Annotated in this window: 10 protein-coding genes; 5 read left to right on the plus strand and 5 right to left on the minus strand. The window is 44.9% G+C overall.

Annotated features, from left to right (window positions below; genetic code table 11):
* Nucleotides 1–3: 3 nt before the first annotated feature.
* Nucleotides 4–1,590 carry a cyclic peptide export ABC transporter gene (locus tag JF50_RS21955; RefSeq protein WP_235423496.1) on the minus strand — a complete coding sequence of 529 codons (1,587 nt, stop codon included), beginning with the start codon at nucleotides 1,588–1,590 and terminating at the stop codon, nucleotides 4–6.
* 361 nt (nucleotides 1,591–1,951) lie between these two features.
* Here JF50_RS21955 and JF50_RS21960 point away from each other — a divergent pair, with 361 nt between their 5' ends.
* Genes JF50_RS21960 through dhbA form a run of 5 tightly spaced genes read left to right on the plus strand, consistent with a single transcriptional unit; the run spans nucleotide 1,952 to nucleotide 7,725 of the window.
* Nucleotides 1,952–3,157 (plus strand): isochorismate synthase, encoded by a 1,206-nt coding sequence (locus JF50_RS21960; protein WP_039611490.1) that lies wholly within the window; start codon nucleotides 1,952–1,954, stop codon nucleotides 3,155–3,157.
* A gap of 4 nt (nucleotides 3,158–3,161) precedes the next feature.
* A complete protein-coding gene (locus JF50_RS21965) occupies nucleotides 3,162–4,760 on the plus strand; it encodes a (2,3-dihydroxybenzoyl)adenylate synthase (protein ID WP_039611491.1) in 1,599 nt (532 codons plus the stop codon).
* Nucleotides 4,761–4,771: 11 nt separating this feature from the next.
* Nucleotides 4,772–5,638 carry an isochorismatase family protein gene (locus JF50_RS21970; RefSeq protein WP_039611492.1) on the plus strand — a complete coding sequence of 289 codons (867 nt, stop codon included), beginning with the start codon at nucleotides 4,772–4,774 and terminating at the stop codon, nucleotides 5,636–5,638.
* Nucleotides 5,638–6,960 (plus strand): condensation domain-containing protein, encoded by a 1,323-nt coding sequence (locus tag JF50_RS21975; RefSeq protein WP_039611493.1) that lies wholly within the window; start codon nucleotides 5,638–5,640, stop codon nucleotides 6,958–6,960. Before JF50_RS21970 ends, JF50_RS21975 begins: the two co-directional genes overlap by 1 nt.
* Nucleotides 6,961–7,725 carry a 2,3-dihydro-2,3-dihydroxybenzoate dehydrogenase gene (gene dhbA, locus JF50_RS21980; protein WP_039611494.1) on the plus strand — a complete coding sequence of 255 codons (765 nt, stop codon included), beginning with the start codon at nucleotides 6,961–6,963 and terminating at the stop codon, nucleotides 7,723–7,725.
* A gap of 198 nt (nucleotides 7,726–7,923) precedes the next feature.
* On the opposite strand, the gene JF50_RS21985 is transcribed toward dhbA, so the two are convergent.
* From JF50_RS21985 to JF50_RS22000, 4 genes are all read right to left on the minus strand, one after another.
* Nucleotides 7,924–10,011, minus strand: a complete 2,088-nt coding sequence (locus JF50_RS21985; RefSeq protein WP_039611495.1) for a TonB-dependent siderophore receptor — start codon at nucleotides 10,009–10,011, stop codon at nucleotides 7,924–7,926.
* Between the two features lie 203 nt (nucleotides 10,012–10,214).
* Complete coding sequence (locus JF50_RS21990; RefSeq protein ID WP_039611496.1) at nucleotides 10,215–10,487, minus strand: hypothetical protein; 273 nt, start codon at nucleotides 10,485–10,487, stop codon at nucleotides 10,215–10,217.
* The gene (locus tag JF50_RS21995) at nucleotides 10,487–10,795 is read right to left on the minus strand and encodes a hypothetical protein (protein WP_039611497.1); all 309 of its coding nucleotides are present in this window, start codon (nucleotides 10,793–10,795) and stop codon (nucleotides 10,487–10,489) included. The genes JF50_RS21990 and JF50_RS21995 overlap by 1 nt, the downstream gene beginning before the upstream one ends.
* Nucleotides 10,779–12,311, minus strand: a complete 1,533-nt coding sequence (locus JF50_RS22000) for a PepSY-associated TM helix domain-containing protein (protein ID WP_039611498.1) — start codon at nucleotides 12,309–12,311, stop codon at nucleotides 10,779–10,781. Before JF50_RS22000 ends, JF50_RS21995 begins: the two co-directional genes overlap by 17 nt.
* Between the last annotated feature and the right edge of the window lie 149 nt (nucleotides 12,312–12,460).

Raw genomic sequence — 12,460 nt, forward strand, 5'->3', positions numbered from 1 at the left:
CGATCACACCGCCCACTGATCCGCAAGACCGCTTTTTGCTTCTGTAAGACACCCGTTTTCCATACGTAATAGCCTATCAGCTAAGTGGAAATACTTATCATCATGGGTGATCACAAATACCGTTTTCCCCTTTGCACTGAGCTCAGGTAGCAACTCTTTATAAAATACATCTTTGAACACAGGATCTTGATCAGCTGCCCATTCATCAAAGATATAAAACGGTCGATCCTCCAAATAGGTCACCACCAAAGCAAGACGTTTGCGCTGTCCTTGAGATAACTTTTGCGTTGTGAAGGCACCGTTCTGGATAGCCACTTTATGATGTAAGTTCAACTTTTTGATCAGCTTATTCCCTTTATCCTGTAAAACGGTATCTTGGCAATCAAGTAGCCTATCAAACAGGTGGAAATCACTAAATACAGCACTGAATAATTGTCGATAACCATCTAGCTTAGAGGCAGTAATGTGTTCCCCATCTACATATAAGTCACCTTCTTTGGCAGGGTATAAACCGCAAAGTAGCTTCGCAAATGTCGTCTTACCACTACCATTACCGCCCACAAGATAAATGACCTCACCTTTGTTCAATGTTAAGTTAATTGGTGTCAGCGCAAAGACTTCATCACTTTGCTCATGATAATACCCATGACTCAACGCTTTAAGCTCAATCTGACTAAAGTTGGTTAGTTCTGAACTTGATTGCTGCTCGATAAGACGTAATTTAGCGGTCATCTCAGTGATGGTGTTTGCAGATGCTTTTGCTGCTGCCGCTTTTGGAATAGCCGCTAACATCACTTCAAGAGGTGTAAGCATATACAAAAACAACAGTGCAAAACCGGACATCACCTTGGTTTCATCTGTGCCTTGGCCAGTCAAGAAATAAAGCGTGCCACCAATAAAAGCAAAAATGCTGAAGCCACCCCATGAAGCGGCATAATGGTATATGGTCGCACCTTGTACACGACGTTTACGCAGCAGAGCAATGGTCTCCCCAATCACTTGTTCGACAAATATACGACGTTTAGACTGGTGTAATTTAAGCTCTTTTGCACCATCATAAATTGAGTCAAACTGGTCGTAGAGTGAGTCCTGAATTTTCGCAGCCTCAGTGACCTTTTTAAATGCCGTTGCGTTGGCTAAGCTGTATCCGATCGATCCCACAATCAAAGTCAACACGGCAAACACAAAGACACGCCAGTCTAACCATGCCATGTAAGCAAAACTGCCGAGCACAATCATGGCATTGGTCAAAATGCCCGGTAAGCGTTGGAAAAACTCCGAGACACGTAAACTGTGCTCGGTCAAGCAAGATTTAATCTTGCCAGCACCTTGCGCTTCCACATCATTAAACACAGCGTTGACCACGTGTTCAGCAACCTGACGACGGACAGTCGCCTGACTTTGCTCGGTTAATTGCTCTGCAAATATTTTGGAGCATAGCTGTAGCGCAACGCCCACGACAGCCAAAATAGCAAAGTAGGTAAACTGCTCAGTACGCGCCTCAGGCGAGGCATTGATAATTTCATTGATCAACGCAACAAGGGCGACGCTGGCCAAACCAAATAAAGTACTGGTAATGGCTGTTGCCATAAATCGCCACCATGTGGCACGAATTAGATTAGCAAGCACGTTACTTCTCTTTTTTGATTCAATATTAGGACTAGATACAGGACGAGAAGTCAGACAAAAAATTCACTGCAAAAACCAGATTTATATTACTAAATTAGGCCGAGTTAATGCCTTCACCCTATTTGTCATTTTATTCATACCATGCTTTCTGCCTCTCTCCTCTGTGTCATACCCTTACCAAAATTTCCCACTCAAGCAACAGGTTAAAAATAACAATGCATGAGAACACTAAATCTTTTTGTCATTGACACGTCTTTAACACACATTCGCGGCTGACCATCATGTCGGCAGCAGTTAAATGACAACGCAAAAAGGTTAAATTATGCATGCAGGCGAAATATCTAACTTAGCGCAGGCTCAGTCTTTAGGCGAGTTTCTGCTCGATCAAGATTGTCTCTTTGTGTCAGGTGATAGCTGTTTACTTGGACAAGGTATAAAACATCGATTTAATTTACCCATAGCAAACACCGACTATTTAGTGAATGAACTACAAGCACAGCTGCGTCAGCATCAGGGTGACGATGACAACGTCATCGCGTTTGGTGTCCTGCCTTTTTGCAAATATCAAACTGCACAGTTCATTATTCCTAAACACGTCGCCAAGTGGGATAAGAGTGTGTTTAGTCAATGGTTAAATACACAAACTGCTGATGCTAACCACCAAAAAAACACATTAAAAAATGTGCACTATCTGCAAGATAGAAAACACTTCGAGCAAACAGTATCTGACGCCAAGCAGTTATTTAAAAAAGCGCTGTTAGAGAAAATAGTACTCAGTAAGCAAGTTGAATTAGAATTCGAACGCCCGCTCAATCGCAAGCATGTATTAAACCAATTACTCACGCAGAGTCAGTCAGGTTATCACTTTGCATTTCCCACAGAGCATGACTCTGTGCTGATGGGGGTCAGCCCTGAGTTGTTGCTGAGGAAACAAGATGAAACCGTTACCAGCAATCCTTTGGCAGGATCGATCCCGAGAGATCCCTGTAACAAAGTGGAGGCACAGCGTCGTTCAGCCTTGTTCAATTCAAAAAAAGACAGATATGAGCATGCAGTCGTCATCGATGATATGCGCCAGCTGTTAGCCCCTGTGTGCGACAATTTATCGATCCCTGCGGAGCCCTCTTTACTACATACAGCCACCATGTGGCATTTGTCCACAGTGATATCAGGACATTTAAGAGATCCAGAGACCCATATTTTAGATCTGGCCAATCAACTGCACCCAACCCCGGCACTATGCGGCAAACCGACAAAGCCAGCTTACCAACATATTTTAGATCTCGAAGGCCATGGTAGAGGCCTGTTTTCGGGGATCGTTGGCTGGTGCGATCAGCAAGGTAATGGCGAGTGGGTGGTGGTGATCCGTTGTGGAGAGCTCAAAGAGCACGTCGCTAAATTATTTGCAGGCGCTGGCATTGTCGCCGCCTCAGATCCTAGCTCTGAATGGCTAGAAACCGAAGCCAAACTCAAAACCATGCTGAACGCACTGTCTGTCCAGCAAGCCTATACTCAGTTTAACAAGTAACATTATGCGTATCGAATACACACCTTGGCCAGCAGAGCTGGCTCAACAATACCGCGCCAAAGGTTATTGGCAAGATAAGCCGCTGACGAGTATTTTATCCGATCAGCTTCCAAACAATAGCCAGGGTATTGCCGTTGCAGATGGACAACGTCAACTTAGCTATGCCCAATTAGATAGTTACAGTGATAACCTTGCTGGCTACCTTGCTAACCAAGGCTTAGTGGCGGGAGACACTGCGGTCGTGCAACTCCCCAATTGTCTGGAGTTTTATATCACTTACTTTGCGTTGATAAAACTTGGCGTTGCACCCGTTTGTGCACTGTTCAATCATCAGCGTACAGAATTACAAAGTTATTGTGAGATCTTGCAGCCAAAGGTCATGATTGTCTCCTCTGCACATGCGTTATTTGGTGATGAGCAATTCACTCATGAATTATTTAATCGCTTTGCTTGTTTAAATAAAATCATCACAGATCACAGCAAAGGCAATAGTGAACTTAAGCAAGGTTATTTGCATAAGCATTCTTTCAAAGCCTCTGCTCTCAACCCTGAAGAGGTCGCCTTTTTTCAGCTATCTGGTGGCAGCACTGGCACACCAAAACTGATCCCGCGCACCCATAATGACTATCTGTACTCTGTCGTTGCGAGTAAAGAGATCTGTGAGCTGGATGGGGAGACACGCTATTTGTGCGCCCTACCTGCACCACATAACTTTCCACTGAGTTCACCAGGCGCTTTAGGCGTATTTATTGCCGGTGGCACCGTGATCTTAGCCAGTGATCCTAGCCCAGCTGTCTGTTTTGAGTTAATAGCACATTATGCCATCACGCACACAGCCTTAGTGCCGCCTGCACTGCAGTTATGGTTACAGCATGCGCCAGCCAGTCAACACGATCTGAGTAGTCTAAAAGTGATCCAGGTCGGTGGCGCTAAACTCAGTCGCAGTGTGGCAGAGCAAGTCACCCCGATTTTAGGATGTCAGCTACAACAAGTCTTTGGCATGGCAGAAGGCCTCGTGAACTACACCCGTTATGATGATGATCTCGAGTTGATCCTCACCACACAAGGGCGTCCAATCAGCGAACACGATGAAATCAAGATTGTTGACGAACACGGTAACAGCGTATCCCAAGGTGAGTCTGGACGGTTAATGACACGCGGACCATACACCTTTAGGGGCTATTACAAATCCCCCATGCATAATGCCTCCGCCTTTGATGACGATGGGTTTTATAGCTCGGGCGATATTGTCAAGCAATTGCCTTCAGGTCACTTAGTTGTAGAAGGTCGAGATAAAGATCAAATCAACCGAGGCGGCGAAAAAATCGCTGCAGAAGAAGTCGAAAACCATTTACTAGGCCACCAAAACATCCAACAAGTCGCCATTGTGTCTATGCCAGATGACACACTCGGTGAGAAAAGCTGTGCTTTTGTGGTGGCAGATCAAGACATCAAATTGACCACCCTTATTTTACGCAAGTATCTGCGCCAACTCGGCATTGCAGACTATAAAGTGCCAGATAAATTTAAATTCGTAACCCAACTACCGTTAACAGCCGTAGGCAAAGTCGATAAAAAAGCCTTGCGTGCCACGTTCGAATAACAGAGAAAACCATGAGCATTCCAAAGTTAAATCACTATCCGTTACCACGCGATGCAGAGTTGCCTGAAAACCGTGTAAATTGGGACATAGATCCCAATCGCGCCGCGTTGTTGATCCATGATGTACAACATTATTTTGTCGGGTTTTATGGGGATGACAATCCACTGATCGACACCATGATCCAAAATATTCAAGCGCTCAAAGCACACTGCTACGAACACAATATTCCGGTGTACTATACCGCTCAGCCAATCAAACAAGGCAAACACGAACGCGGCCTATTATCGGATATGTGGGGACCCGGTTTACAGGATCCGGCACAGCAACCGATCGTCGACGCACTGGCGCCAACAGAAAAAGATGTGGTGCTCACTAAATGGCGTTACAGTGCATTTCAAAAGTGCGACTTTGAGCAACAACTGCGTGACAAGCAGCGCGATCAGCTACTCATTGTTGGGATCTACGGCCATATTGGCGTCATGACCACAGCTGTAGATGCGTTTATGCGCGATATAGAGCCATTCTTAGTTGCCGATGCCATCGCTGATTTCACTAGAGAAGAGCATATGATGGCACTGAACTTTGTCGCGAAGCGCTGCGGTAAAGTAGTCTCCATGTCAGAGATCCTCGGCACTCAGACTCAAGATCTGACTTCGTTAGACGGGTTAAAAGCCCATATTTTAACCCTGATCGACTGCGAAGAAGATGAGTTCGATGAGCATGAGAGTCTGATCGACTATGGCTTAGACTCAGTGCAGGTAATGAACCTCATCTCGTTGTGGCAACAACAGGGCATTGAAACCAACTTTATTGAACTGGCACAGATCCCAACGCTGGCCGCTTGGATAGAACTACTTGAAGAGCGTAAGGAAGACTAATGACGCATCCGCTTCCACTGACTGATTCGCAGCACGCCATGTGGTTGCTGCATACCATCAGTGGTCGAGGTGAGCTTTTTAATGTTGCCGAATGTTTAGAGTTTAAAGGTAAGATCTCGGCAAGTTGGCTACAACAGGCATTGCAACATGTTTGGCAAGCAAGCGATATGCTTGCTTGTCGCTTTATCAGCGATGACAGTTATACGCCAAAGCTTCACCACGACAACACACCTCCGCACATCATCTGCCAAGACATTGCACAAGACCCAGAAGATGTGCTCTCTTTTGCTCAGCAATTTGCCAAACCGCATTTAGCAAAGCCATTTGACCTTGCAAAAGACGCCTTGATGACGTTATTTTTGCTGCGCGGCCCGCAGCAAGATTACCTGGTGATCGTAGCCCATCACCTGCTACTAGACGGCTATGGTTTTGGCTTATTCTCACAATCACTGAACCGCTGCTACAATGCCTTGAGTAAAGGCAAGCCACTGCCCAAATTGCGCTTTACAGAGCAACAAGAGCTGCTCGAATTACAGCAAAGTGATGGCTATCAAACCCAGCAAAATCAAGCGCGAGACACCCTTAATCAGTGGCTCGATAAAATAGCAAATGTCTACTCTTATAGCACTCAAAAAGCAGATGTTTCGGAACCAAACCATCGCCTGACAAGCACGTTTTCACAATCCGTCTGGCATACTATCCAATCTGCGGCACAGGTGACCAAAACGACCAGCAGTGAAATACTGCTTGCAGCCATCGCAGCAACCTTGGTTGAGCAACATCAGCAAAATCAAGTGACGCTGGGGCTGGTGATGATGAACCGCCAAGCCATTGTGGAGTTAAGTAGTCCATGTGTGCAAAGCAATGTTTTACCTTTACCACTAGAGCTGAATGAGCAAGACGATTTAAGCGCAGTAGCACATCAAATTAATCAGCAGATCAAAGCATTGAAAAAAGTGCAAAGCTATCGTGTTGAATCACTCAAGCGGGATCGTCAGAAACAAGGGAAGTCTCTCAGTATTATTGGTCCCACAATTAATTTACTGCCATTTGCCAGCACCCCTAAATATGCTGGTGTAGAAACGAGCAGTCACATATTAAGTGCAGGCACCACGGACGACATTATGTTGCAGATCCATTTACTGGGCGATACACCCGCAACGGTAGATTTTGACAGTAACATTGCGCGTTACGACAGCGACTCTGTCAAAAACATCCAAAGCCGCATATTTACTGCTGCACACCTGTGGGCGACTCAACCAAAACTATCACTCAAATCCCTATGCAAGCAGCTTAGTCAGGGTAACTTAGAGGTCTCATAGATGGATTTTCAACATGCACTCACTTCAGAATACGACCAGCAGATTGTGTGGGTGACAGGCGTTGGACAAGGTATTGGTCTGGCTGTCGCCAAGCAGTTTGCCACACTAGGTGCCAAAGTCATTGGCTTTGACCGCCAATTTAGCGATACCAGCATGCTGTATAAGCAAGTTCAATGTGACCTGTCAGCACCTGAGCAACTCACTCAAACACTGGATGAGCTGATTCAGCATGGTTTAGCGCCCTATAATCTGGTGTATGTTGCTGGAGTGCTAGAAATGGGCGGGCTTGACGAGCTTACTCTGGCACAGTGGCAACATTGCCAAAACGTCAATGCAGCAAGCCTATTCGTGTTTATTCAACAGTGTGCCAAGCACTTTAAACAAACACGTCAGGGCAGCATTGTCACCATCGGCTCCAACGCTGCAAACACACCCAGGCAGCACATGGGCGCTTATTGCGCGTCTAAAGCCGCAGCCACGCAACTGACGCTCACTGCTGGTATTGAACTGGCAAACTTTGGGATCCGCTGCAATGTCATCGCACCGGGTTCCACACTGACACCGATGCAAACGGGTATGTGGCAAGATGAGCATGGTGCACAACGCGTCATTGACGGCTTTGCCGATCAATATAAGCTGGGTATTCCACTGCAAAAAATCGCGACACCTGAAGAAATTGCCAACACCGCAGTTTTCATCGCGTCGAACTTATCTTCGCACACCACAATGCAAGTGCTTACCATTGATGGTGGCGCCACGTTTTGACCACACACCAAAGCCACCTATCCTTAGCGGGTGGCTTTTTTCTCAATTTATCGTGACGCATTGATTTCACTATGTGTGTGCGACCCACACACTGTCGAACAAGCCTCATTTCCTCACAAAAAAGCCCCACATCAATCAGTGAGGCTTGGTGCTGCGAATATACACATCGAAGTGCCCGAAGACACTTCATATCGCGTATTAGAACGTATAAGTCACTTGCGCAGAGAAGTTGCGAGGGTCGCCAGGGCGAACTGAAATAAAGGCAATTTTCGCATCATACTCTTTATCAAACAGGTTATGAATATTGAATTTTGCACTCAATGATTCATTGAACTCATAATAAGCAGAGAAACCAGCCAGAACGTGCGAATCGACTGGTACATACTCATATGGACCTAAACCAATAAAGCCTTCACGCTCACCAGCATAATTGATGTAGCCACCGACTCTCAGTTTATCAAACTCATAGAAAGTACTAAAACTTGCAATTCTGTCAGGTACAACTCGAGATACACGACCTGCCAACTCATTTGGATTCGTTACATCTGTGTCAGAGAATGATAGTGATGCGAACCACTGATCAGTGAAGTAACCCGATACTTCAACTTCATAACCTTCAGACTCAATACCACTTTGGCCAATATAATACACATTGCCATCAGAGTGTTTTCCAGCAACGACGCCATAGTTTTCTTGAGTGATATTGAAGTAAGCTACATCTAAGCTCAACGTGTTATCAGTATTAGAGTATCTAAAACCAACTTCTTGGTTCTCACCTCTGAGCGGATCTAACAAGGCACCTGCTTTATTATACTGCTGAGGCTGATCAAAAATATCGGTATAGCTTGCGTAAACAACCGCTTGCTCGTTTATCTTGTATACACCGCCATAGTATAGGCTTGTATCAGAGAACGTTTCATCGGTAACGGTACCGTTGTTTAAGCTATATGAATCGATATCTTTACGATTTGCACCCAATAGCACATTAAAGTTATCTAATAACTGAAGGTTAAGCGCAACGCGTGCACTTTGAGAGCCTATTTCAGCGCTACGTAGTTGTGGCTGTGCATAATTATACTCAGGCTTTGCCGGCTTTGGTTCTGGCGACTCATTTCTGTGCTCAGCCCCTAAATTACCCGTCACTCTTGAAAGCGGTCTAAACGTATAAGCCAATTCTTCAAAATTGGTATCCGCTAAAGTGAAGTTCACAGTATGCGTTTGACCAAACAAATCAAACTGACCATTCACACCAATTTCTGCACGATCTGTTTCAAAATCAGAATCTGTTTCGTACGTAAATAGTGCGTAATCACCTGTCGGAGCTGGGTGCCAATCAAGACCGGCAAACACTTTCTCTTCATCAAGTGTTGAATGGTGAAGTTTCGCCACTACCGACCAATCGTCATTGATTTCATATCGCAATTCACCAGTTAGGTTCTCTTGCGTTGAGTCTTGAGTGCCCCAATCAGGATAGATATTGGCTTCGATGCCGATTTGAATAGGGTCGCCATTAGCAAATTGCAGTGGTAGGCCATCTGATTTTGCACTTTGGCCATCGTCTTGGTAACTTGCAAAAACAGACACTTGCAGTGCATCAGTGATGTCTGCACTTAATGTTGTATAAAATGTCTTACGATCGGCATTGTAGCGTTCAACAAATGAGTCCGTATCTTCTATAGCAACAACCGCACGGGCACGCACTGAACCGCTATCGGTCAAAGTCGTATTGAAATCGGCTTCACCGCGCATCTTGTTCCACGAGCCATACTCTGCTGTGACATAACCACCCGTACCATTGTATGCACGCTTTTGAACTAGGTTAACCGTACCAGAAGGCTGGCCAACTTCTTGAAGCATACCCGTAGAGCCACGGATCACTTCTACCGTTTCAAAAATGCTAGTATCTAAAAGAGTGGCTTGCAGTGGACGAGCTGCCGTGCCCATACCATCAATCAAGAAACGGTTCATCTCGAAACCACGAGCGAAAACAAAGCGCTCGCGACTATCTAATGATGTTTCTGAGTATACACCGGCACTGTGCGTAAGAGCGTCACCAATGGAGTTAATATCATGAAAATCCATGAACTCACGGTCAATCACAGAGATTGATTGCGGCGTATCGCCGATTGCAAGTGGCAGTCCCGTTGCCCCTACATCGCGGTGGTGTTTACCAACCACCTCAATTCGTTCCATATCTAATTTAGCATCGTCTGCTAATACTACTGAAGAACTACTTGCTAGTAGTCCAATACACACCGCTTTTGCAATCATAGAATATTGCTTCATACGCCGTTTGACTCCCTTATCCTAGTCGAGATAAAAAATGCTGATTTACTCAAGGGCAGACGAAGCAATACATTAAAAATTTAGCGACTTGACGTCATTTAGAGTGATAAAAATACCTATCATTCAATAAGTGCATAAATATCAATTATTTATACACGAAAAATATTTATGATTATATTCATATAGTTGATATATTTAAGAATTTAACGAAAAACATTTATGCCAAATAACAAAATAAACAACCCGACCATAGGCATTAAATACTTGGCAGCAAGTATACAAAGCGCACGATAATTGACCTGCATTGAAAAGTGAAACGCCACCCCAGCTATCACGACAATGCTCATCAGCTCTGTGACTGTGATCACGGTATGAAAGTCTAAACCAAATAAATCTAAGCTCAGCCATATTCCACCACGTACCAACACCCAACCAACCAACAGCCCAAGTATGACCCCAACATTTAATACGCGCATTACAATACCCCACCAAGTGCCGCTAAGACGAGCAACATCAATATCGGCGATGTACCGCGGTGGTGACCCATCATCACCACCAAAGGTAAGCCGATACTCAGCGCAAAAAACACCAAAAATAATGCGGCAATGAGGCCAAGCTGAAAATAATAAAAGACACTCAGCACCATGACACTCACCATTAACATGCGCGATGGCGTCACATAGTCAAACAATCTCGCAACCCCAGATATTTTGGCGTATGGCCAATATTTTGAGTGGGCAAATAGCGCTAACCCTAACAACACAAAGCTAAACAAGGCGATCATTGACAGGCTCCAAATCAATTGTGCGTTTCTTAACCTTGTCTGTGACTCTCACCACAACCGTAGCCAAACCAAAACTCAAACCTGAAAGCGCGATAAAGGCGATATTCGCGGTCAGCATATCTTTGGCAACAAAACTGTAGATGTTGTGACCCAGTAGCAACCGAATTATATCGATGCAAGGTAAGATCAAAAACAGTACCCCAGACCCTTGTAATATCGCATGAGCAGAGTCTTTTGCCTGCTTGAAGTAACACGTTAATGCACCACAACCGAGTAAACTTATCACCACGATCAACTGATTTGTCAGCACGGTTAATGGCTCGCCTTGGCTAAATAATCGAGTACACACCAACAGCAATGCAATTGCAAATAATGCGCCGCAGGTGCCCGCTTCTAAACATGCGCGCTGCAAGCGAAATAAGACTTGCCCCGCCCGTTTAGGCTCTCTAATCGCTAACCAATACAAATTACCAATTAACATCGCTGCAATCGCCATCAGAGCTAAAATAAAGTACAGAAGATGGGAAGACTTGCCGAGTAAGTGACCTTCGTGCAGCTGGATCATGATGTTATAGACGTCATTGACTGGTGTTCGCTGTGGCTCATACAGCAAGTTGCCGTGCACATCATAAAAAGCGGTGACAAACTCAAAACTGCGATCAGACTCGCCACTGACACGTAAGCGGATCCAAGGCCCTGGATAAATATCAAAGCGTGCAATCCGCATATCGGGGTATGCCTGTTGATAATCAGTGATCACTTGATTAATGCGCGCTGCGCTAAGCTTAGCGTCCATGTCATAGTTGTCCGGTTTATGAGGAAATCCCAGTTCATCCCAGTAACTTTCGCCACTTTTTTCAGCATACTTATGATACATCGGCGCATTTATTTCATAACCGACATTAAAGTAAGCGCTGCTCCAACCATACATCAACATAAACAGCAGTACACCCAATCCCAACAACACATGACTGTCTTTGAATACATCACGCGATTTACCTTTCGCGCGGTATTGATGGAATTTTTTCACCAAGTCACGCCAGCGGATCCAAATGCCACTGATGGTCACCATAATCAAGAAAATACAGGCTAACGCGATGATATCCGTGCCAATATGTGTCATGAAATTGATATGCCAAAAGTACAAAAAATCAGCAGCTGCTTGCTGCTGCGCAGCATCTTGACCAAACAATTGTTGCGTTTGGTTGTTATAAAGCAAGCGGTCATCATGACCGACGTAAATTTGAAATAAGTGATGGTGTTGAGGGTCGGTTGTTAAAGTAATGCGCTGCTGCGCAAAATGAGGGATTTGTGCCACCATGTCAGTCACTGCGCTTTGCCACGACATATCACGCTCAACATGTTGATCTTGATGCCATGCAAATTGCCAGTTTAGCAATTGCCCGCGAAAAAAAAGTAAACTGCCACAAACAAACACAATAGTGAGAATACAGGCGCTGATTGCCCCTAAAACGGAATGCTGTTTGGTTAGCCGGGTTAGCGTTTTTTTATCCATAAACTCCCTCCTGTTTATTTCAGGCTGTCCATTTAAAGTCAGTTTTTGACAGCCAAAACCACACCATTTGGCAGGACGAGAAGCCTTGCTAAAAATTTAGAAAAATAAGATAAAAAACAAGAAAAGGGGCGTTTGTTACCCAAACGCCC

It is taken from the genome of Pseudoalteromonas luteoviolacea, assembly GCF_000814765.1.
Classification (GTDB): Bacteria; Pseudomonadota; Gammaproteobacteria; order Enterobacterales; family Alteromonadaceae; genus Pseudoalteromonas; species Pseudoalteromonas luteoviolacea_H.